13 protein-coding genes are annotated in these 22,358 nt (G+C 60.2%); 8 read left to right on the forward strand and 5 right to left on the reverse strand.

Going from position 1 to position 22,358, the window contains the following annotated elements:
• Positions 1-22 precede the first annotated feature (22 nt).
• From ACI514_RS08075 to ACI514_RS08095, 5 genes are all read left to right on the forward strand, one after another.
• Positions 23-2,677 (forward strand): TonB-dependent receptor, encoded by a 2,655-nt coding sequence (locus tag ACI514_RS08075; RefSeq protein WP_405123482.1) that lies wholly within the window; start codon positions 23-25, stop codon positions 2,675-2,677.
• 225 nt (positions 2,678-2,902) lie between these two features.
• Entirely contained in the window at positions 2,903-4,744 is a 1,842-nt protein-coding gene (locus ACI514_RS08080; RefSeq protein WP_405123483.1) for an extracellular solute-binding protein, read from the forward strand.
• Complete coding sequence (locus ACI514_RS08085) at positions 4,731-5,795, forward strand: microcin C ABC transporter permease YejB (protein ID WP_160058288.1); 1,065 nt, start codon at positions 4,731-4,733, stop codon at positions 5,793-5,795. The genes ACI514_RS08080 and ACI514_RS08085 overlap by 14 nt, the downstream gene beginning before the upstream one ends.
• A complete protein-coding gene (locus ACI514_RS08090) occupies positions 5,795-6,817 on the forward strand; it encodes an ABC transporter permease (protein ID WP_405123484.1) in 1,023 nt (340 codons plus the stop codon). The genes ACI514_RS08085 and ACI514_RS08090 overlap by 1 nt, the downstream gene beginning before the upstream one ends.
• A 1-nt stretch (position 6,818) precedes the next feature.
• A complete protein-coding gene (locus ACI514_RS08095; RefSeq protein ID WP_405123485.1) occupies positions 6,819-8,393 on the forward strand; it encodes an ABC transporter ATP-binding protein in 1,575 nt (524 codons plus the stop codon).
• Between the two features lie 159 nt (positions 8,394-8,552).
• On the opposite strand, the gene ACI514_RS08100 is transcribed toward ACI514_RS08095, so the two are convergent.
• Both ACI514_RS08100 and ACI514_RS08105 read right to left on the reverse strand, forming a co-directional pair.
• Positions 8,553-8,870 (reverse strand): SCP2 sterol-binding domain-containing protein, encoded by a 318-nt coding sequence (locus tag ACI514_RS08100; RefSeq protein WP_053120860.1) that lies wholly within the window; start codon positions 8,868-8,870, stop codon positions 8,553-8,555.
• Positions 8,871-8,920: 50 nt separating this feature from the next.
• Positions 8,921-9,631, reverse strand: coding sequence for a histidine phosphatase family protein (locus ACI514_RS08105; RefSeq protein ID WP_160058282.1), 711 nt, complete (start codon positions 9,629-9,631; stop codon positions 8,921-8,923).
• Positions 9,632-9,835: 204 nt separating this feature from the next.
• On the opposite strand from ACI514_RS08105, the gene sohB reads away from it, so the two are divergent.
• The gene (gene sohB, locus ACI514_RS08110) at positions 9,836-10,867 is read left to right on the forward strand and encodes a protease SohB (RefSeq protein ID WP_160058281.1); all 1,032 of its coding nucleotides are present in this window, start codon (positions 9,836-9,838) and stop codon (positions 10,865-10,867) included.
• A gap of 68 nt (positions 10,868-10,935) precedes the next feature.
• Here sohB and ACI514_RS08115 read toward each other — a convergent pair whose 3' ends face one another.
• Both ACI514_RS08115 and ACI514_RS08120 read right to left on the reverse strand, forming a co-directional pair.
• Complete coding sequence (locus ACI514_RS08115) at positions 10,936-11,430, reverse strand: DUF934 domain-containing protein (protein WP_160058279.1); 495 nt, start codon at positions 11,428-11,430, stop codon at positions 10,936-10,938.
• On the reverse strand, positions 11,414-13,072 hold the full coding sequence (locus ACI514_RS08120) for a nitrite/sulfite reductase (RefSeq protein WP_034152311.1): 1,659 nt from the start codon (positions 13,070-13,072) through the stop codon (positions 11,414-11,416). Before ACI514_RS08120 ends, ACI514_RS08115 begins: the two co-directional genes overlap by 17 nt.
• 524 nt (positions 13,073-13,596) lie before the next feature.
• Here ACI514_RS08120 and ACI514_RS08125 point away from each other — a divergent pair.
• Positions 13,597-14,670, forward strand: coding sequence for an ABC transporter substrate-binding protein (locus ACI514_RS08125; protein WP_405123486.1), 1,074 nt, complete (start codon positions 13,597-13,599; stop codon positions 14,668-14,670).
• A 5-nt stretch (positions 14,671-14,675) separates the two neighbouring features.
• Here ACI514_RS08125 and ACI514_RS08130 read toward each other — a convergent pair whose 3' ends face one another.
• Positions 14,676-14,894, reverse strand: a complete 219-nt coding sequence (locus tag ACI514_RS08130; RefSeq protein WP_016983294.1) for a DUF2970 domain-containing protein — start codon at positions 14,892-14,894, stop codon at positions 14,676-14,678.
• A 168-nt stretch (positions 14,895-15,062) separates the two neighbouring features.
• On the opposite strand from ACI514_RS08130, the gene ACI514_RS08135 reads away from it, so the two are divergent.
• Positions 15,063-22,301, forward strand: a complete 7,239-nt coding sequence (locus ACI514_RS08135) for an NEL-type E3 ubiquitin ligase domain-containing protein (RefSeq protein ID WP_405123487.1) — start codon at positions 15,063-15,065, stop codon at positions 22,299-22,301.
• The last annotated feature ends 57 nt before the right edge of the window (positions 22,302-22,358 follow it).

The raw sequence follows: 22,358 nt of genomic DNA on the forward strand, positions 1-22,358 counted from the left end.
CAAAACGCAGGGATGGCTGTTCATGATTCAGTTTTCACCCGTCAAATCACCTTTGAGCCTGGCCTTGCTGCTGGCAATCAACACACTGCCGGCGATCGCCGCCGATAGCACGGCAACCGAACCGACCACTCAACTGCAGCGTGTCGAAGTCACGGGTACGGCAATCCGCCGTGTCGATGCAGAAACTGCTGTACCGGTCACCATCCTGCGCGTCGAAGAGTTGCGCGAGCAGGGTGTTACTACCACGGAGGAGCTGGTCAGTCGCATTTCCGCCAACCAGTCTTCGGTTGGCTCCGGGCGTTCGGTGGGCTCGAGCAGTGGCGGTGCGTCTTATGCGGATCTGCGCGGCATCGGCGCCAACAAAACCTTGGTGCTTCTCAATGGTCGGCGCCTGAGTAACAACGCCACCAATGCGATCAACGGCTCCGGTGTCGACCTCAACACCATCCCGTTCGCGGCCATCGATCGTGTGGAGGTGCTGCGCGATGGCGCCTCGGCGCTGTACGGCACCGATGCGATTGGCGGGGTGATCAACTTCATCACCAAGACCAGCCTCACCGAAGGGCAGATCAGCACCAACTACGACACGCCGACGCACTCCGGTGGTGGTGAAAGCCGCAACTTCAGCGGCAGTTGGGGTTTCGGTGATTTGCTGGAGGATCGCTTCAACGTGTTCGGCGTGGTCAGTTACGACAAGCAGCAACGCCTGGCTGCTGAGGATCGCGGCTACACCTATAACTATCAGCCCAACCGCGGACTTGATTACACCTCCGGCACCGCTTCGCCGGCCAACTGGAGTCAGGGCAGCAATGCCACCAACCCTTTGGCCGGTTCTGGCTGCAACGCCCCGGGTTTGCTCGTACGCAACGGCATCTGCCGGCAGAGCCTGTGGAACTACCTCGATCTGGTGCCGGAAACGGAGAAGACCTCGGCCTTCGCCAAAGCCACCGGCAAGCTGTCGGACGAGCACAACGTCAGCCTCGAATACTTTTGGGCACGCAACGAAAACCGCACGCAAATCGGCCCCGGCACATTGATGGGCAATCAGGTCAATCCCGGCACGGCGTTCTATCCGGGTAACGGCATCACGCCAGGGCCGAACGGCTTCGCCCTCGACCCGACGCAAGCGGTTGACGTCAACTGGCGTGAAACCGCCGTCGGTGCGCGGCAGCATGAGGACGACAACACCAGTCAGCGCTTGCTCTTGAGTTTCGATGGCACGCTCGCCGGCTGGGATTACAACCTCGGCGCTTCGTACAACCAGAACAAAGTGATCAACAGCATTCAGGACGGCTACGTCAACGATCGTGCGGTCAGCGCCGGCATTGCCAACGGTGTGATAAACCCGTTCGGCCCGCAGACGGCTGCCGGTTCGGCGCTGTTGGCGGCCAACGTGGTGGACGGTGATTACGCTACGGCGGTAGGGCGGGTGAAGGCCATCGACGGGCGCATCAGTCGTGAAATCGGCGACTGGTTCGGCGCCGGCCCTTCAGCATTGGCACTGGGCGGCGAGTATCGCAAGGAAGACTTCCATCAGGATTTCGCCGCATTTGCCGGCGACGTGCAAAGCCTCGGTGTTGATCCCAACGGCAGCGTGGCCGGGGATCGCAGCGTCTCGGCCGAATACGCCGAGGTCAACGTGCCGGTGCTCGACAGCCTCGAACTGTCCGCCGCCGTACGCCACGACAAGTACAGCGACTTCGGCAGCACCACCAACCCGAAATACTCGTTCCGCTTCCAGCCGTTCAAGGAACTGGTGGTGCGCGGCGCTTACAGCGAAGGGTTTCGCGCGCCGTCGCTGTATGAGCTGTACAACCCGACGTTCAGCAGTTTCACCAACGCCAACTACAACGACCCGCGTTTGTGCGCGGGCGGTAATCCGAGCAATGGCGGCATCGCCAACCGCGATTGCGCGCAGCAGTTCAATCGCACCAGCGGCGGCAATACTGACCTGAGCCCGGAAACCGCGCGCAACGTCACCCTCGGGTTTGTCTATCAGCCGTTCGAGCGCCTGAGCGCCGGGCTGGATTTCTGGTGGATCGACATCGCCAACCAGATCGCCGAGTTCCCCGAATCGGCGGTGTTCGAGAATCCTGAGCTGTACCCGGATCGTTTGGTGCGCAAGGCGGATGGCTCCATCGATCACATCGTCACCGGGCTGGCCAACCTCGGCAAGATCAAGACCAATGGCGTCGACGTCAGCTTCGATTACCGTTTGCCGAGCACACCGTACGGCAACTTCGGCATCGGCCTGCAAGGCACCTACGTCACTCGTTATGACTACCAGCAACAGCTCAAGGGCGACTACATCGACAAGCTCGGCGATTTCCGTGGCGGTGATTTTGCGTCGGCGGGTGCCGTGGCGCGCTGGCGCCACAGCCTGACTGGCAGCTGGAATTACGGCCCGTTCGGCGCCGCGCTCACCAACCGCTACACCAGCGGTTACCACGACTCCGATCGCGACACCCACGATTACGTCGGCTCGTACAACGTCTGGGATCTGGCCGGCACCTACACCTGGCGCAAGACCCTGAGCGTGACCCTCGGCGCAAAAAACCTGTTCGACCGCGAACCGCCGTTCAGCAACCAGACCTACACGTTCCAGAGCGGCTACGACCCGAAATATGGCGATCCGTTCGGGCGGACGCTGTACACGCGGGTCAGTTACAAGTTTTGAAAATGCTCAGAGATGGCGGGTTTTAGTCACCTATTGATCTAAAGCACGCCCTATAAAAATCGCCGGCCTGTTGCACATCACAGGTAGGCAGGATGTGTGGTGACTGGCCCGGCGTTATCGCGAGCAGGCTCACTTCTACATTGGATTTGTGTTCACCGCAGTCCCGGTAGGAGTGAGCCTGCTCGCGAAGAGGCCAGTAGCAGCACCGTGTAAAAGGATCTGCCCATGTTCTCAAGGCTCATTTTATTCAGCGCTTTCGCGCTTCTAACACCGCTCAGTTGGGCCGCCCCGCAACCGGCGTTAACGGTTTACGGCGAACCCGCCAAATACGCTCCCGATTTCCAGCATCTGGCCTACGCCAACCCCGACGCGCCGAAGGGCGGCAGCCTGCGCCGTTCTTCGCTGGAAAGCGGCCCGTTCGACCACCTGATTCCCTACACCGACAAAGGCACCGGCGTGGCCGATATCGATGGCTGGCTCTACGCGCCACTGGCCTATCGCAGCAAGGACGAACCCTATAGCGTCTACGGTCTGGTGGCGCAGCAGATGGAGCTGGATCCGGATCGTCGCTGGATACGCTTCTACCTGAACCCGAAGGCGCGTTTCGACGATGGCACGCCGATCACCGCCGAAGACGTGCGCTACACCTTCAACCTGTTCACCACTCAGGGCAGTCTCAAATACCGCCAGCAGTTTCGCGATGTCGCCGAGGTCGTCGTCGAGTCGCCGACGCAGGTGCGCTTTCTCTTCAAGAACAACGACAGCCGCACCTTGCCGCTGGACCTGGCGACACTGCCGGTGCTGCCCGAACATTGGTGGCGTACGCGGGACTTCGCCGAGGGCGGCGGTTTCGAGATTCCGCCGGGCAGCGGCCCGTACCGCATCAGCGCGGTGGATGCCGGGCGTAGCGTGCAATTTCAACGGGTGCAGGACTGGTGGGCCAAGGACCTGCCGATCACGCGCGGCCTCTACAACTTCGATCAACTGAGCGTGGAGTTCTTCGCCGACACCGACGTGTCGCGGCAGGTGCTCAAGGCCGGCGGCTTCGATTACAACCGCGAGTTCTCCGCCACCAGTTTCACCATCGGCTACGCGGGCGCTGCACTCGAGCAAGGCAAATTGCTCCGTGAGCACCTCGCGCCCGGTGCTGCGCAAGGTGCGCAGGGTTTTGTGTTCAACCTGCAAAAACCACTGTTTCAGGATCGTCGCGTGCGTCAGGCGATCGCCATGCTTTGGGATTTCGAATGGAGCAACCGGCAGATGATGCGCAGCATGTACCTGCGTCAGCGCAGCTTCTTCTCGCACAGCGCACTGGCGGCTACTGCATTGCCGGATGCCGAAGAGCTGAAGATTCTTGAGCCGTTGCGCGGGCAGATTCCCGAGGAAGTGTTTACCACGGTGTTTGAAGCACCGAAAACCGACGGCAGTGGCAACATCCGCGCCGAACAATTGCAGGCACTGAAACTGCTGGAGGCCGCTGGCTGGAAACCTCAGGGCGATCAGTTGGTGAACGCGAATGGCGAGCCTCTGCACTTCACGTTTCTCAATGGCCAGAAAGGTTTCGAACGGCTGTTATTGCCGTTCAAACGCAACCTGGCGCAGATCGGCATCGGCTTCGATATCCGCCAGGTCGACGCCGCGCAATACACCAACCGCGTGCGCAATCGCGACTACGACATGATCGTTGCCGGTTACCCGGTGAGTCAGGCACCGGGGCGCGAGATGTTCAATTACTTTGGCTCCGACGGTGCCGCTGATCCCGGCTCGAACAATTACATGGTGTTGCGCGATCCGGCCGTCGATGCACTGCTCGAAGGGCTGGTGCAGGCCGACAATCGCCAGAGTCTGCTGCGTCATGCTCATGCGCTGGATCGGGTGTTGCAGTGGGGCTATTACTGGGTGCCCAACTATTACCCGCCGGGGATTTCCACGGTGTGGTGGAACCGCTTCGGCCGACCGGCGATTGCGCCGTTATACGACGCTGGCCTCGACACCTGGTGGGAAATCAGCCCGACCGCACTGACCACAACTCAGAAGCCCAAGGAGTACAGCCATGTGGGGTTATAGCCTGCGCCGCCTGCTGCTGATCGTGCCGACGTTGCTGGCGATCCTGCTGGTCAATTTCGTTATCGTGCAAGCCGCGCCCGGTGGCCCGGTCGAGCAGGCCATCGCGCGCTTGCAGGGGATTGGCGTGGGCGCGGCGGTGGGTTCCAGCCATGTCGAAACCGTTGGAGGTGAGTCCCGCGCGACCCGAGGGCTGGACCCGAAACTGGTGGCCGATATCGAGCGCCAGTACGGCTTCGATAAACCGGCCAGCGAGCGCTTGTGGCTGATGCTCAAAAGGTATGCGCAACTGGACTTTGGCCAGAGTTTCTTTCGCGGTGCCAGCGTCACCGAATTGATCTGGCAGAAACTGCCGGTGACCTTGTCGCTGGGCCTGTGGGCGACACTGATCACCTATCTGGTGTCGATTCCGCTGGGCATTCGCAAAGCGGTGCACAACGGCTCGGCGTTCGATGTCTGGAGCAGCGTGGCGATCATCATCGGTTATGCGCTGCCGGGATTTCTCTTTGCGCTGCTGCTGATCGTGGTGTTTGCCGGTGGCATGGCGCTGGACTGGTTTCCGGTGCGCGGGCTGGTCTCGGACAACTTCGCCGAACTGTCACCATGGGGCAAGGTGGCCGACTATTTCTGGCACTTGGTGCTGCCGGTGATCGCCTTGGTCATTGGCGGTTTTGCCACATTGACCATCCTGACCAAGAACAGCTTTCTCAACGAGATCTCGCGCCTGTATGTGGTGACGGCGCGCGCCAAGGGCCTGAGTGAAAAACAGGTGTTGTACGGCCATGTGTTTCGCAATGCGATGCTGCTGGTCGTCGCCGGATTGCCGCAAGCATTGGTGACGGTGTTCTTCGGCGGTTCGCTGCTGATCGAAGTGATCTTCTCGCTGGATGGCCTCGGCCGCCTCAGTTATGAAGCGGCGGTGGCGCGCGACTATCCGGTGGTGTTCGGTTCGCTGTTCATCTTCACCTTGTTCGGCCTGCTGATAAAACTGCTCGGCGACCTTTGCTACACACTGGTCGACCCGCGCATCGACTTCACCGCGAGGGCTGCCTGATGCTGACGTTATCTCCAATCGGCCAGCGCCGCTGGGCGCGCTTCAAGGCACATCGGCGCGGCTGGTGGTCGCTGTGGCTGTTTCTCTTGTTGTTTGGCACGAGCCTCGGCGGTGAGTTGGTAGCCAATGACAAACCGCTGCTGGTGACGTATCAGGGCGACTGGTATTTCCCGGCGTTCAAGCGCTACACCGAGCAGGACTTCGGCGGCGAGTTGCCGTTTCAACCGGACTATCGCAGCGCGCAGGTGCGGCAGTTGATCGAGGGGCAGGGCGGGCGGCTGTGGTTTGCGCCGATTCCGTTCGCTTTCGACACGGTCAATTACGACCTCACGGAGCCGGCACCGAGTCCGCCCAGTGGCGACAACTGGCTGGGCACCGATGATCAGGCACGCGACGTGCTGGCACGGGTGATTTTCGGCACGCGCGTTTCGCTGCTGTTTGCCTTGGCGCTGACGGCGGCGAGTGCGCTGATCGGCATCGCCGCCGGCGCATTGCAGGGTTACTACGGCGGTTGGGTCGACCTGATCGGTCAGCGCGTGCTGGAGGTCTGGTCGGGACTGCCGGTGTTGTACCTGCTGATCATTCTGTCCGGGTTTGTCGAGCCGAATTTCTGGTGGTTGCTGGGGATCATGGCGCTGTTTTCCTGGTTGAGCCTGGTCGATGTGGTGCGGGCCGAGTTCCTGCGCAGTCGCGGTCTGGAGTACGTGAAAGCCGCCCGGGCACTGGGGGTTGGCGATGCGCAAGTGATCTTTCGGCACATCCTGCCCAATGCCATGAGCGCGACGCTGACTTATCTGCCGTTCATTCTCACCGGAGCGATCGCGACCTTGTCGGCGCTGGATTTTCTCGGTTTCGGCATGCCGGCCGGCAGCGCTTCGCTGGGTGAGTTGATCGGCCAGGGCAAGAGCAACCTGCAAGCGCCGTGGCTCGGTTTGACCGCGTTCTTTGCTTTGGCGCTGATTCTTTCGCTACTGGTATTCATCGGCGAAGCCTGCCGCGATGCGTTTGATCCGAGGACTTGATATGCCTGAACATCTGATCGAAATACGCGACCTGCGTGTCGCCTTCAATGGCCAATCTGTGGTGCACGGCATCGACCTCGATATTCGTCCCGGGGAGTGCGTGGCGCTGGTTGGGGAATCCGGCTCCGGCAAATCGGTGACGGCGCACAGCATTCTGCAATTGCTGGACCCGGCCATCGCGCGGATCGACGGCAGCATCCGTTATGCCGGCGAGGAGCTGCTCGGCGTGCATGAACGCTACTTGCGGCAATTGCGCGGCAACCGCATCGCGATGATTTTTCAGGAGCCGATGAGCTCGCTGAACCCTTTGCACACGATTGAGCGACAACTGGGTGAAAGCCTCGCCCTGCACAAAGGTCTGGCCGGCGCGGCGGCGCGCCAACGGATTCTGCAGTTGCTCGAACTGGTCGGCATTCAACGCCCGCGCGAACGGCTCAAGGCCTATCCACATCAGCTGTCGGGCGGACAACGGCAACGGGTGATGATCGCCATGGCGCTGGCCTGCGAGCCGCAGTTACTGATTGCCGACGAACCGACTACAGCGCTGGACGTAACCGTGCAACGCAAGATTCTGTTGCTGCTCAAAGAACTGCAGGAGCGGCTGGGCATGGCGTTGCTGATCATCAGCCACGACCTGAATCTGGTGCGCAATATCGCTCAGCGGGTGGCGGTGATGCGTGGCGGGGTGATTGTCGAACAGGCGTCGTGCGAACAGTTGTTCAGCGCGCCGCAGCATCCTTATAGCGTCGAGTTGCTCAACGCCGAGCCGGGTGGCGAGGCATTGTGCCGGGAACCCGCTGAGGATTTGCTGGAGGTGCGTGATCTCAATGTGCGCTTCCGTTTGGGCGGCGGATGGCTGCGCGCGAAATCCTGGTTGCACGCGGTGAACGGCATTGACTTGAATCTCCAGCGCGGCAAAACCCTGGGGATCGTCGGCGAGTCCGGTTCCGGAAAATCGACGCTGGGCCAGGCGATTCTGCGTTTGCTCGATGCCCGAGGCAGTATTCGCTTTCAAGGCGAGGCGCTGGAGCACTTGAGCGGCAAACAACTCCGGCCGCTGCGAAAACGCCTGCAAGTGGTGTTTCAGGATCCGTTCGGCAGCCTCAGTCCGCGCCTGTGCGTGGAGCAGATCATCGCCGAAGGTCTACAGGTGCACAGCGATTTGAACGCCAGCGAGCGCGAGAGGGCGGTGATTGATGTGCTGCGCGAAGTCGGTCTTGATCCGGCTACTCGCCATCGTTATCCCCACGAGTTTTCCGGTGGTCAGCGCCAACGCATCGCCATTGCCCGGGCGCTGGTGCTCAAGCCTGACTTGATCCTGCTGGATGAGCCGACCTCGGCGCTGGATCGCACGGTGCAAAAGCAGATCGTCGCGTTGTTGCGGCGTTTGCAGGCAGAACACGGCCTGACTTACCTGTTTATCAGCCACGATCTGGCGGTGGTGCGCGCGTTGGCGCATGACTTGATTGTGATGAAGGACGGCGAGGTGGTGGAGCGTGGCGAGACGAATGCGCTGTTTGATGCGGCGCAGCATCCGTATACCCGAGAGTTGCTGGCGGCTTCGTTCACTGGGTAACCCTGTAGGAACTGTCGAGTGAAACGAGGCTGCGATCTTTTGACTTTGCGTTCTAAAAAAAACAGATCAAAAGATCGCAGCGTGCCGCAGCTCCTACAGGGCCGAAACGCAAAAATCCCGCCACTGGGGGCGGGATTCTTGTGTCACTGAACGTCGCTATTACGCCGGGAACAGCTCGGACAGTTTCATCGACAGCATCATGTCGCCTTCAACGCGCAGCTTGCCGCCCATGAAAGCCTGCATGCCGTCGGTTTCGCCGCTGACGATACCTTTCAGGGTTTCGCTATCCAGTACCAGCGTGCAGTTGGCGTCCGGGTTTTCGCCTTCCTGGATGTCGCAGGTGCCGTCTTTGACAATCAGCGAGTACTGCTTGTCTTCGTCGGTGATGTTGAAACCGAAAACCAGATCCAGACCGGCAGCAGCGGCTGGGTTGAACTTGGCTTGCATTGCTTTTACGGCATCGGCTACGGAGGTCATGGTTCGATCCTTATGAGGTTGATTACAGCAAGGTTCACAGTTAACCGGACTCAACGGAAAGTGATGAGTTCCGGAGCCTTCAACAACTGCAAATGTGCATGACTGTTGAAGGAGGCCAAAGCCACCTCGCGACCGCGGAACTTCAGCTGGTTGAGCGAGGTGTTGACGATTTGCCAGTTCAATTCAAAGGCCTGTCTGGCAGGCATTTGCGTAATGAGGTGGAGCAGGGCGGTGATGGTGCCGCCGGAGGTGAACACGGCGATTTTCTGGTTTTTATCGGCCAGATCAAGAATGCGGTGCAGCCCGGCCTGGACGCGTTCGACGAAACCCAGCCAGCTTTCCAGCCCCGGTGTGTCGTAAGTGCCGGCCAGCCAGCGCTCGATGATCAGGGCGAAAATGCGTTGGAATTCGCCACGGTTCTGCGCGGCGTTGCGCAGGATGTCGAGGGCTTCCGGCTCGTCTGCCAGCATGTCCGGGAGCAGCGCGCGAATGACCGCGTCGGCATCGAATTCGTTGAACGCAGAATCGGTTTCCAGCGTCGGCACCGGCAGGCCTTTGGCGGCGTACTGCGCCAGCGCGCTGGTGGCCGTGTGCTGTTGGCGACGCAGGTCACCGGCGAGGCAGCGATCGAAGCTGATACCCAGTTCAGCGAGGTGCTGACCGAGGATTTCTGCCTGGCGCACACCGGTCGGCGACAGGACGTCATAGTCGTCTGCACCAAAGGAGGCCTGGCCATGTCGAATCAAGTAGATACTGCCCACGTCCGCGTCATCCCGGTACGTTGAAGGTTTGGCGAGGTTATGAGGATGGCGGGGAGCTGTCAATGAAAAAACATACGCTTGTTTGAAATGCCCGTTACAGGGGTGTTGCCAGAGGTTTCACGGCTGGCCGATGAGCCGGCGCATGGGTATGCTGGAGCCATCCCGCGTGTGTTTCACATCCACGCACTGTTCTAAGGAGTCTCTGTGGAGTTTTTCACCGAATACGCCAGCTTCCTGGCCAAGACCGTCACTCTGGTGATCGCCATTCTGGTGGTGCTCGCCAGTTTTGCCGCATTGCGCAGCAAGGGCCGGCGCAAGTCGGCCGGTCAGTTGCAGGTCAGCAAGCTCAATGATTTCTACAAGGGCCTGCGTGAGCGCCTGGAGCAGACCTTGCTCGACAAGGATCAGCTCAAGGCTTTGCGCAAGGGCGAAGCCAAGTCCGAGAAAAGCGAGAAGAAGCAGAAGAACAAGCCCGAGGCCAAACCTCGTGTGTTCGTGCTGGATTTCGACGGCGACATCAAGGCCTCGGCCACCGAAAGCCTGCGCCATGAAATCACCGCGCTGCTGACCCTCGCTACAGCCAAGGACGAAGTGGTCCTGCGTCTGGAAAGTGGCGGCGGCATGGTCCACAGCTACGGCCTGGCGTCGTCGCAACTGGCGCGTATTCGCGAGGCCGGTGTGCCGTTGACCGTTTGCATCGACAAGGTCGCGGCCAGCGGCGGCTACATGATGGCGTGCATCGGCGAGAAGATCATCAGTGCGCCGTTCGCGATCCTCGGTTCGATCGGTGTTGTGGCGCAGTTGCCTAACGTCAATCGCTTGCTGAAGAAGCACGATATCGACTTCGAAGTGCTGACGGCTGGCGAATACAAACGCACTCTGACGGTGTTCGGCGAAAACACCGAAAAGGGCCGGGAGAAGTTCCAGGAAGACCTCGACATCACTCATCAACTGTTCAAGAACTTCGTCGCCCGTTATCGCCCGCAACTGGCGATTGACGATGTCGCCACCGGTGAAGTCTGGCTCGGCGTCGCGGCGCTGGATAAACAACTGGTTGATGAACTGAAGACCAGTGATGAATACCTGGCGGACCGGGCAAAAAAAGCCGAGGTCTATCACCTGCACTACGCCGAGCGCAAAAGCTTACAGGAGCGTATCGGCATGGCCGCCAGCGGCTCGGTCGACCGCGTACTGCTGAGCTGGTGGAGTCGTCTGACTCAGCAGCGCTTCTGGTAACACGAGCAGGCATAAAAAAACGCCGGTCACATGACCGGCGTTTTTTTGTCCGCGCTAAACCTGAAGACTTAGCGGCGACGGAACAGCGGCAGCGGCTCGTCAGTGGCGGCCTGATAGGTCACCGAGAAGTCCTTGAGGCCTTCCAGCGCTTCGTACGGGTCTTTGTCCGCGCGAATGGCAAAGGCGTCGAAACCGCAGCGATGCATATAAAACAGCTGATCGCGCAGTACATCGCCAATCGCCCGCAGTTCGCCTTTGAAACCGTAACGGTCACGCAGCAGACGGGCGTTGGAATAGTTGCGGCCGTCGGTGAACGCCGGGAAATTCAGCGCAATCACCTGAAACTCGGCGACGTCTTCACCGATTTCTTCGGCTTCTTCGTCGGCATCCAGCCAGATGCCCAGACCACCGTCGCGGGCCTTGAGCATGCGGCTGTGTTCGCGCCACAGTTGCAGTGGCACGATCAGATCGTCGCAGTTGCTGATCTCGTCGATGTTGAAATCCTTGGGCAGCAAGTGCCAGGTTTCGTCGACGACCTCGTTGTTTTTAATGATTCGCTGCATAGACGCGTTCCTTGAAGAGGTCGATGCCAATACGCTGGTAGGTGTCGATGAAGCGCTCGTCTTCGGTACGTTGTTCAACGTACACGTCGATCAGCTTCGAGATCACGTCAGGCATGGCTTCCTGAGCGAAGGATGGGCCGAGGATCTTGCCCAGGCTCGCATCACGGCTGGCGCTGCCGCCGAGGGAGACCTGATAGAACTCTTCGCCTTTCTTGTCGACGCCAAGGATACCGATGTGGCCGACATGGTGGTGACCGCAGGCGTTCATGCAACCGGAGATATTCAGATCCAGCTCGCCGATGTCGAACAGGTAATCGAGGTCGTCGAAGCGGCGCTGGATCGATTCGGCAATCGGGATCGACTTGGCGTTGGCCAGCGAGCAGAAGTCACCGCCAGGGCAGCAGATGATGTCGGTCAGCAAGCCGATGTTCGGCGTGGCGAAACCGCCTTCACGCAGTTCGCCCCACAGGGTAAACAGCTGGCTTTGCTCGACGTCGGCGAGAATGATGTTCTGTTCGTGCGAGGTGCGCAGTTGGCCGAAGCTGTAGCGGTCGGCCAGATCGGCGACGGCATCGAGCTGCTTGTCGGTGATGTCGCCCGGGGCAACGCCGGTCGGCTTCAGCGACAGGGTCACGGCCACATAACCCGGCTTCTTGTGCGCCAGAGTGTTGCGGGTGCGCCAGCGGGCGAAACCCGGATGTTCCTTGTCGAGATCGGCCAATTGCGCGGTCTGGTTGTCCAGCGCCTTGTAGTCCGGATCGACGAAGTGCTTGGCCACACGCTGCAGCTCAGCGTCGGTCAATGTGGTCTGGCCACCGCGCAGGTGTTCCATTTCCGCATCGACTTTCTGCGCGAACACTTCCGGCGTGAGGGCTTTGACGAGGATCTTGATCCGCGCCTTGTATTTGTTGTCGCGACGGCCGTAGCGGTTGTATACGCGCAGGATGGCGTCGAGGTAGCTCAACAGGTCCTGCCATGGCAGGAACTCGTTGATGAACGCGCCGACTACCGGGGTACGGCCAAGGCCACCGCCGACCAAGACACGGAAACCCAGTTCGCCAGCGGCGTTGTGCACCGGCTCAAGGCCGATGTCGTGGACTTCAATGGCGGCGCGGTCAGCGGTCGAACCGTTGACGGCGATTTTGAACTTGCGTGGCAGGTAAGCGAATTCCGGGTGGAACGTGGTCCACTGACGGACGATCTCGCACCATGGGCGCGGATCGATCACTTCGTCGGCCGCGACACCGGCGAACTGGTCGGTGGTGACGTTGCGCAGGCAGTTACCGCTGGTCTGGATCGCGTGCATCTGCACGGTGGCCAGTTCAGCCAGAATGTCCGGGATGTCTTCCACCGCCGGCCAGTTGAACTGCACGTTCTGCCGCGTACTGATGTGGGCGTAGCCCTTGTCGTAGTCGCGGGCAATCTTGGCCATCATCCGCGTCTGACGCGAAGTCAGCTGGCCGTAAGGCACCGCCACCCGCAACATCGGCGCGAAGCGCTGGATGTACAGGCCATTTTGCAGGCGCAGGGGGCGGAATTCTTCTTCGCTCAGCTCACCTGCCAGATAGCGTCGGGTCTGATCACGGAACTGCTTGACGCGGTCCTCGATGATCCGCTGATCGTACTCGTCATATACGTACATATAAGTCCTGTTCTCAGGCTTTGGGCTACTCGGAAAACGCTGCGTTTTCGCGTGCTGGAGTCCGATTTTGCCTCTGCAATTCTGCGCGCACGGCCGCGCACTCCCTAGAGGAGCCGGGGCAATATACCCGTTTGCAGTTATGCGCAAAAGTGATGTTTGAGTATATGTAAAGAACCAAATCGCCTAACGAGAATGGCTGTCAACTAACCCACATTTGTCGTGCCGACAATCATCGTCTTAACTGTGGTCGAGTCTTTCTGCAATCACCGATAAAACCGACAAGAGGCGATGCAATGAGCAACCCGACCAAGGCAAGAAAAAGCGACAGCAGTGTCGATGCGTGGGCCATTCTGTTCCTGATCATTCTCGTAGTAGGGACAGCGGTATTCTGGGTCAGCCATCAGTAAACGACCCGTCCGAGCCCGTGCCCGACGAATTGTCGGACAAAAAGTGGGATCAGGCATCAATAGCCGGGGATGGATGGCTATAATGCGCGGCCATTTTTCCTTGGGCCCGGATGTTTCATGTTCAAGTTTTTCCACCTCAGTCTTCTGTTGTTCGGCGCGCTGTTTCAGACCAGCGCGCGGGCGGAGTCTGTGCTGTTTTTAAACCCGGGTTCGACGCAGGAAGCCTTCTGGGTCAGTTATTCGCAATTCATGCAGGCGGCCGCCGAGGATCTGGGTATCGATCTGCAGATTCTCTATTCCCAGCGCCAGCCCGAACTGACCCTGGCTCAGGCGCGCCTTGCGTTGCAGAGGCCGAATCGTCCCGAGTATCTGATTTTCGTCAACGAGCAATACGTCGCGCCGCAAATCCTGCGTCTGGCCGAGAACAGTGGCGTAAAACTGTTTATGGTCAACGCCGCGCTGACCCCGGACCAGCAGGCGTTGGTCGGTGAGCGTGCCGACCGCATCGGCAGCCTGGTGCCGAACGACGAGGAGGGCGGTTACTTGATGATGAAGGAACTGATCCGTCTGCATCCGTCGTCGACAAACGCTGAGCCGATTGAAGTGTTGGCGTTCTCCGGCCTGAAGGTCACGCCCTCGGCGCAGTTGCGCGAACGCGGCATGCAGCGGGCGCTGGCCGAACATCCACAGATCCGCCTGCGGCAACTGGTGTACAGCGGCTGGATGCAGGAACGCGCTTATGAACAGGCCAAACAGCTGTTCGCCCGCTACCCGAAGGTGTCGCTGGTGTGGTCGGCCAATGATGAAATGGCCTTCGGCGCGATGCGCGCGTACGCCGAAACGGGCAAAGTCCCCGGCAAAGATGCCTTGTTCAGTGCGATCAATACCTCACCGGCGGCCTTGCAGGCGTTGGTTGACGGGCGCCTGAGCGCATTGGTCGGCGGACACTTCACCCTGGGCGGTTGGGCGCTGGTCGAGTTGCATGACGTTGAGCAGGGCGTCGATTTGAATCGCTACGGCGGCCGTGACCGGCAGATTCCCTTGTTGCAATTGATCGACAAAGCGCATGCCCGGCAAATGCTGGCCATGGGCGCGTCGCCGGACTACGGGGTGAATTTCCGCAAGCTCTCGGCCAAGGGGCAGCCGGAGTCCTATCGCTATCCGTTTACCTTGCAAACGCTGATGCGCTGACCGCGTCAGACACCGGCGAAATGCAGCACCAGTTTGACGATGGCAAACAGCGTCAATGCAAACACCGCGGTGAACAGAATGCCCAGCATCACGAAATGGCTGGGCTTGCCATGGGTGAAGTCCCTTGCCCGGTTCTTGCCGCTCTGCACTCCGAACGCCGCTGCCATCACGCTGTGCAGCATCTGCCAGAAGGTCGGTGGTTTGTTGTCGACTGGATCGTCCATAAATCCCCCTTCGAAATCGTGCCTTAAAGCATAGTCAACGCGGCCGGCAGTGCCTGACTTTTCTCGACCAGATGAGTCGTTACAACTGTTCCGTGGCCGCTATAACTATGTATCGCAGTACCGAGGGACTGAGATGGTGTCCTGTCGCTCCATTTACAGGAGCGATCTATGTCCCCCAATTCCCTTACTTCCCAGGTCGATGCGCCGAGCAAACCTCTGGCCACGGACAGTCTTCATGCGCAGTTCCTTGAAGCCTCTGTGCCGCAATGGCTGATCGATGCCAGCGGCCCGAGAAAAGCCGCGATCAAACGCGCCGGGACGACCAGACCGGGCTGGTACACGAGTGCGTCGGTGCAACAACGGCAGCATCTCGATGCCCGTTTCAAGGACAGTGTCACGGCGCAGATTCAACTGGACAAAACCATGTCCACGTTCAAAGACATCGACGCCTTTGCCCGGCCTTTACTGATTGAGGCGTTGAAAAGCCGGCATCAGGTCGATGTCGACGTCGACAAGACCTTTATATGCCTGAAGCGCCCTTTGTCCATGGGGGTTCTTGCGGTGGAAATCGGTTCTTTCGAAGTCTTGAAGTTGCCGATGCTGCAGGCTGCGCTGCACAACTTCGAAAGTCGGGAATGCGAGTACGGTGCCTTTCACCGCAGTTCCGGGTTTATCGTGGAAACCGCAACCCCCGGCACTTACACGTCAGTGCCCGTTAACGTGTCGGTCAGAGGCTTTCTGAGCCTGTGCAGAGATCTCGACATCGGGGCGAAATACCAGGCATATCTCAAGTCGTTTTTCCACCCGGAGGACACGGCGACTGAAACGACCTTGCGCGAGCATTTCATTGCCAGCCAGAAAGCCGCCCTGAGGGCCGCCGCCGAACGAGCATTGCTGGCCAAGGATATCGAGCCGGAAGATCACGCAATGATCCTCTCGGTCATCAAGGGTGAAAAACGCCCCAGAGTGGGAGGGAAACCGGTCTGGTTTCGTGACTTGGGGCTGATGCGGGAAAGACTGGTCGGCTGCGTCGTCTTCACGATTGCTGAAAAGCGTCGTTCGTTCGAGGCGGTGATTCTCTATGTGCCCAATGATCCTGAACATCCGCTCAAGCGCTACACCGGCAAGCAAGTCAACGACACGTTCAAGCGCCTGTTTACCGCCCGCGATGCACGACAGGCACAGAGCGCCGAGCCGACGCCTTACCAACGGTTTTTCAGCCAGTTCATGCCTTATGACAAACGGCCCTATTACTTCAGCCAGTTCGTCAAGGAAGCAGACGACGCACCTGCGGATGTGCTGTGGTCGCCGTGGCGCCGGATCATCGAGGTCATCACCCCGGCTTTTCCGTTTATCGAGATTCGGGAACTGCCACCCAAGCGCACGAAAATGCAGCCGGACCCTGACCCTTACCTCGGCGCCTCGCTGATGCTTCACGAGGGCAATGACCCCTGGGCCGACAACACCGACCTGTGGGTCTATCTTTATGAACAGCATCGTGACCGGGTGCTGGCGGATGCCCGCAGCCATGCGGTGCCGACTGCCGACGTCAACATCAAGACCCGCGATGCCAAACTGGCGGCCCTGCTGCAAGTCGGGCTGCTGGCGCTGAATATGGTGTCGATGTTCGTTCCGGTGCTGGGCGAGGTCATGATGGTGATCATGGCCGGGCAACTGTTATACGAGACCTTCGAGGGCGTGAAGGAGTGGAGCGAAGGGGACAAGCACGCGGCGAGGGCGCATCTGGTGGATGTGGCAGAAAACCTTGCGCTGATCGGCGCGATGGTCGGTGCGGGCGCGGTGTTCAACCGCCTTGCTGCCGTCAAGCCGGAGCCGGTGATCGAAAATCTGCACCCAGTGACATTGCCCAACGGCGAAACACGCTTGTGGAATGCCGATCTGCGCGGCTATGAGCAGGCTGTCACGCTGAGCGAGTCGACCGGACCGAATGCTCTGGGGCAGCACCAGGTCGATGGCAAAACCTGCATCCGCCTCGGGGGCAAGGTTTACGAGCAGATTCTTGATCCAGCGACGTCGCAATGGCGCCTTCGGCATCCCACTGACCCCGATGCTTACCAGCCTGTGCTTGAACACAACGGTCAGGGTGCCTGGCGCCACACGCTGGAACGCCCCATGTCCTGGGACACCCTGACGCTCCTGCGGCGCATGGGCCATACAACCGACGGCCTCTCGGATGAGACGTTGCTGATGCTGGCCGAGATCAGCGACCTCAGTGACAGCACCTTGCGCAAGATGCACATGGACCATTTGCCACCACCGCCCGAATGGCGCGACGCCTTGCGTCTGTTCAAGGCGGACGCGGCGGCAGGGCAGGTAATCGAGCAACTGCGGGGGACGGCGCGAATTGATGAGCGCTACCTGTTCGCGCTTGCGTTGGTCACCGAGATGCCACGCTGGCCGCGTGGGCGGGTGCTGGAAGTGTTCGAAGGTGTCGAGCTGTCGGGGCCGTCCATCCAGTATGGCGCCGGGAAACAGCTGCCTGGCACTCTCACCAGACCGGTCATCCAGCTCAATCGGGCCCAGGTGTTGAACGGGGAAATGCCGGCGCGGATTCTGGCGGCACTGGACGAAATCGAAATCAACTATTTGCTCGGCAGGGACGCCGCGCGAACGGCTTCAGCGAGGACTGACGCATTCCGGCAGCAACTGGCCGAGTTTGCCGATACGCGCCAGCCAGAGATCTTTGCCAGCCTCTACGCGGGCACTGACCCGGCCAATGCGCGCGTGCGCATTCTGCAGGGCGAGTGTCCCGGCCTCAGCGATGCGGCTGCGCAGGATGTGCTGGATCATGCCACAGCGGCTGAGCTGGCCCGTCTCGATCATACGCGGCGTTCGCCCTTGAAGATGCTCGAAGAGGCTCGCTGGCATGCCCGTCAGGGACGCCAGACACGCGCCTTCGCCGGGTTGCGCAGTGCCAACCTGGCCACGGCGGACAGTCGACGACTGGCCTTGCACGCCTTGCAGCAACTGCCGGGCTGGCCGTCTACGCTGCGTCTGGAAGTTCGCGAAGGCAGCATCCGCGGCGCACTGCTCGACAGCATCGGTGAACACACCGCGCCCGAAAAAAGCTACCTGGTCAAGAACGGGGCTTTTTATCGGGCATTCAATGAGCGCGGGGAAATGCTCAATTTTACCTCCGGCCCGGGCGACAACTTCTACCGCTCGCTCATGCATGCGCTGCCGGATGACGCACGTTCGGCGATCGGTTTGCCCGACGTCAGTCGCAGCCGTGAACTACAAGCGAAAATCATCGAATACGCCCATATTCATCGTCGTGAGGCCGCACAACTGTTGGCGCCGCAACCCAAATGGTACAAGCCTCCGGTACGAATCAGCGCGACGCTGAAGGGCTACTACGCGAGCGGGCGTGGCACGAACCTGCATGCTTCCATCGTAGCGAGCGTCACGGAGCTGTACCCAAACCCGCAACAGGCCGAGGCATTTCTGCGTCAGCAGCGGGGTCAGACCGACAGACAGATTTTCACCGAACTGGGCAAGCGTCGGCAGGACTGGGAGGTGCTCAACGCCACACTGGAGCGATGGCAGGACAGCCCGACAAACAGCCAGGAAGGACAGCATCGCGGGCAACTTTCCCAAGCGCTCAGGGAGGCTTGGCGCAATGGCCCGCTGGCGGAGCACTACGCCGAGGCGACGCGGCTGTCGCTGGTTTGTGAGACGCCTTTACCGGTGATCACCAGCCGTTTTCCCCATGTGCGCGAGCTTTCGGTGATGGGCAACGGCATCACCGACGCCGATGCTGATGCGCTCCTGGAACTGTTCCCCAATGTCACCTGGCTGACCCTGGGAGATCGGGGGCACAGCTACGGCCAACTGTCCGTCAGGCCTCAACCACTGACCTCATTGCCCGAGTCGGTCAGCCGGTTGTCCGGGCTGACCCATCTGCGGTTCTCGACCCATGCGCCTGCTCTGGCGGAGAGTTTTGCGCGCAGGCTCGGTGCGCTGACGTCTCTGCAGGCGCTGCGCATCGACTATTCGGGATTCGACTCGACCACCCTGCATACGCTGGACCTGTCGGGATTGAGTGGTTTGCGCACGCTGCGAATCAACGCTCCCTACGCTATGCGGCAATGGCCGGAATTCGTCGAGCGACTTGGACAGCTTGAACGTCTGGATTTGACACACACCTCGATAGACACATTGCCCGATTCCCTCTACAGCGGACACGAACGGCTCTGGGCCGGGCTGTCGCTGGACTGGTCGAAACTGAACCGGGCGGCGTTCATGCGCACCTTCGAATACATCAAAAACGCCTCAGGCGCCTTCGGTCATCTGGTCGATCTGAATCAAATGGTGAGCGAGTATTGCCACGCAGAACTGGACTTCATGGCGCTGATGCCGAACTTCAGCGATCCGCTGCCGCAGCGATTCAATGAGGTCTGGACAACGCCCGAAGCGAGACTGATGGCGATTGATCAGGTCAGGGCCGAACACGATGAAATCTTTGCCCAGTTCTACGCCCCGTCCCAGCAGGGTGGACCGCGCAACCCCGCGCTCCGGTGGCAATGGGCGACGGGACGCAGCGCCGGCATCTTGAGGGCCCTCAAGAACAACTGGAATGGCGCGCTTCGTCAGCGTTACGGCGTGGCGGCAGACCTTTCCACGTTTGCCCTGCCTGAGTCGGGACCCGACCTCGGAGGATCGGCATCGGTCGAGAAAATCCTTACGCTGCCGCCATTGCCGGCGGGCAGTTTCCCCCACGTTCACACGTTGCGTCTGAGCTTGCTGGATATTCCCGTCGCACAGGCCCGCGGATTTATCAGGGCTTTCAGCGGTGCCGAAGTCCTCGATATCAGTGGCAATGCGTTCTCCGAATTGCCGTTCGCCGCCGAGGAGCTGCCGGCGTTGACCGAACTCGACGTGTCCAGTAATCAGCTCGTCGTCACACCGCCAGTGCAAGCGCAATTCAATGCGTTGCAGCGCATCGAGAAGCTCAATCTGGGGCAGAACCCGTTGCACCATCTGGATGTCAGCGCGATGACCGGGCTGCAGGCGCTGAACCTCAGATCGACGCAGCTGCAATCCTGGCCCACAGGGGCCGAAAGCCTGCCGCAGTTGTCCTGGCTCGACTTGCGTGACAATCAAATCGCCTCGCTCTCGGCCCAGGTACTGTCTGATCCCGATGCGCTGTTGAAAGTCAATCTGACAGGCAACGCTTTCAGCGCTGAAGGTGAGACCGCGCTGAACACGGCATTGCGCCGCATCGAAGCAGCCAAAGGGCTGGGGCAAGGCACACTGGCGCGATTCGCCGCAGAGCCTGTGCCCGCGCAGTTTCCGCCGACGGAAACGGGGACGTCCCTGGCGCACCTGTTGCTACCCCTGCCTGAGCGGGGCGCCTTGATCCCGGACGAGGCGGGGAGACTGGCGCACTTGCAGCGACTGACCCCCAGCATGACCCCTGAGCGCGCCCGGCTGGCATTGCGCAGGCTGCGTGCAGCGGGGCAAAGCGATGCGCAGATAGACGCGCAAATAAGCCAATGGCATCAAACCAGTGAGGCACTGATTCGCCCGTTGAATGACTGGCTGTATACCCGGGAAGTACGCATTGTCAGGACGCACATATCGGCGCAAAGTCGCTCGCTCGCAGCATTGCGTATCTGTGAAGCCTGGCTTGAGGGGCAGACGCGAGGCCCCGCTGGCGAAGGCCTGGAGCTCAGGTTGCAAGGGTTGCAGACCGGCGATCTGCCGCCCCTGAATGCGCCGCTGGCAAGGGTGACGACATTGAATCTGCGCGGTGTGCGAATGACCGCACAAGGCTCGAACGATTTTCTGCGGGCATTTCCCGACCTCAGTACATTGATCATCAGTGGCAATGACCTGACCAGCGTTCCAGGCGCGGTGCTGCACCTGCCTGAATTGCAACAACTGGAAATGCAGCACTGCAACCTCTCCAGCGCCACGAGTGTTTACCCTTTGCTCGGCCGCAATCGTCTGCGCAGACTCGATCTGGGCTACAACACGCTGCAGTCCTTCAACCCGCCAGATTTCGGCACCCTCGAAACCCTGGACCTGCGCTACAACGCATTGAACGATTGGCCCGCCGGCGTTTTGCAGAGCCGATACCTGCGCCGACTCGACTTGCGCAGCAACAACATCACGCGACTTCCCGAGTCTCTTTTCGATGGCAATCACGCGCGGCTGGTTGCAGGCACTGATTTGTCCGCAAACCATGACCTGACACTCTCCGCACTGCAGCGGCTCAGGTACTACAGCCGCGTGCATGCGGCCTCTCACGTTATAGGCATTTCACGCGCAAACATTGACGAGATGATTCGCGCTCAGCTTTTTGGCGCCGACGTCAACCCTGTCGCCGAACATGCCGGGGAAGTAAACGAAGGCGCCGCAGGCGGTGAAGGTGGCCATGCCACTGGGTTTGACCCCCATGCAGCCGTGCTGCCTGCCGAAAGCATTTTGGATCCGGCCAATGATGTCTCGCCGAGGGCACTGAATCCCTGGCTCGAAGGGGCTTCACCGGCATTGGCCGAAGCGCGAAGAGTGCGCTGGACGCAATTGGCGCACGAGCCGGACCATGAACGGTTTTTCCAGTTGATTCGACTGTTGCGCGATACCCGCGATTACCGACTGGCGCAGGCCGATCTGACGCGCAGGGTTTGGGGTGTCATGGATGCCGCGAGCGAAAACACCGAACTGCGGGAGTTGCTGTTCCAGAACGCTGAAACCCACGGCACCTGCACTGATGGACGCATTCTGACGTTCAGTGAACTCGAAGTGCATGTAGCGGTGTATCAGGCCCTGCGCGATATTCCACCGAATCGAGTGTTGGTCAGGGGACGGGCGCTGTTGAGGTTGTCCCGACAGTTGTTTCGTCTGGAACGGGTAGAGATTCTCGCCGAAGCCGCAGGGCAGGGCCATGATCGCGCGGAAATACGCTTGCGTTACCGGATCGGTCTGACCAGTGGCTGGGGCGATGGTCTGGATCTGCCCGGCCAACCGGCGTACATGCTTTACGGCACGCCGATCAGTGATGACATGCTGGTGCAAGCCCGGGCGTCGATTCTGGAGGCGGAGCAAACCGACGCACTGCTGGTGAGCATGGCGTCGCGCGATTACTGGAACGAATATCTGCAAACGCGTCACCCGCAAGACATGAACGCGATCAGCACCGCCGTCACCGAGCAACGCCATCAACGTTTGAGCGAACTTGAGGATCTTCGGTCAGCCGGGGAAATCGATACCGATCAATACAATCTGGAGCTGATTGAAGTGAGCAAGGCGATTGATACCCAGCGCGTGCAGAAGGTGGTCGAGTTGACTCGTCGAGAGATCAACGATCTGCGCAGCCTGGCCGATGAGTCGGAACGTCCGGGCATTCTTCCACCCATGCCCGGGCCTTCCCGGCGCCCGTAACCGCGTTTTGGCTGCGGGGCAGCGTACCCGGCCCCGCTGCAACTTACATACGCGGTT

Source organism: Pseudomonas sp. M20, assembly GCF_045037865.1.
Classification (GTDB): Bacteria; Pseudomonadota; Gammaproteobacteria; order Pseudomonadales; family Pseudomonadaceae; genus Aquipseudomonas.

Excerpts from the sequence above, each read along its gene's own strand:
- ACI514_RS08075 (WP_405123482.1), top strand. The coding sequence starts at position 23 with ATGATTCAGTTTTCACCCGTCAAATCACCTTTGAGCCTGGCCTTGCTG.
- ACI514_RS08080 (WP_405123483.1), top strand. The coding sequence starts at position 2,903 with ATGTTCTCAAGGCTCATTTTATTCAGCGCTTTCGCGCTTCTAACACCG.
- ACI514_RS08085 (WP_160058288.1), top strand. The coding sequence starts at position 4,731 with ATGTGGGGTTATAGCCTGCGCCGCCTGCTGCTGATCGTGCCGACGTTG.
- ACI514_RS08090 (WP_405123484.1), top strand. The coding sequence starts at position 5,795 with ATGCTGACGTTATCTCCAATCGGCCAGCGCCGCTGGGCGCGCTTCAAG.
- ACI514_RS08095 (WP_405123485.1), top strand. The coding sequence starts at position 6,819 with ATGCCTGAACATCTGATCGAAATACGCGACCTGCGTGTCGCCTTCAAT.
- ACI514_RS08100 (WP_053120860.1), bottom strand. The coding sequence starts at position 8,870 with ATGACCTCCGTAGCCGATGCCGTAAAAGCAATGCAAGCCAAGTTCAAC.
- ACI514_RS08115 (WP_160058279.1), bottom strand. The coding sequence starts at position 11,430 with ATGCAGCGAATCATTAAAAACAACGAGGTCGTCGACGAAACCTGGCAC.
- ACI514_RS08120 (WP_034152311.1), bottom strand. The coding sequence starts at position 13,072 with ATGTACGTATATGACGAGTACGATCAGCGGATCATCGAGGACCGCGTC.
- ACI514_RS08125 (WP_405123486.1), top strand. The coding sequence starts at position 13,597 with ATGTTCAAGTTTTTCCACCTCAGTCTTCTGTTGTTCGGCGCGCTGTTT.
- ACI514_RS08130 (WP_016983294.1), bottom strand. The coding sequence starts at position 14,894 with ATGGACGATCCAGTCGACAACAAACCACCGACCTTCTGGCAGATGCTG.
- ACI514_RS08135 (WP_405123487.1), top strand. The coding sequence starts at position 15,063 with ATGTCCCCCAATTCCCTTACTTCCCAGGTCGATGCGCCGAGCAAACCT.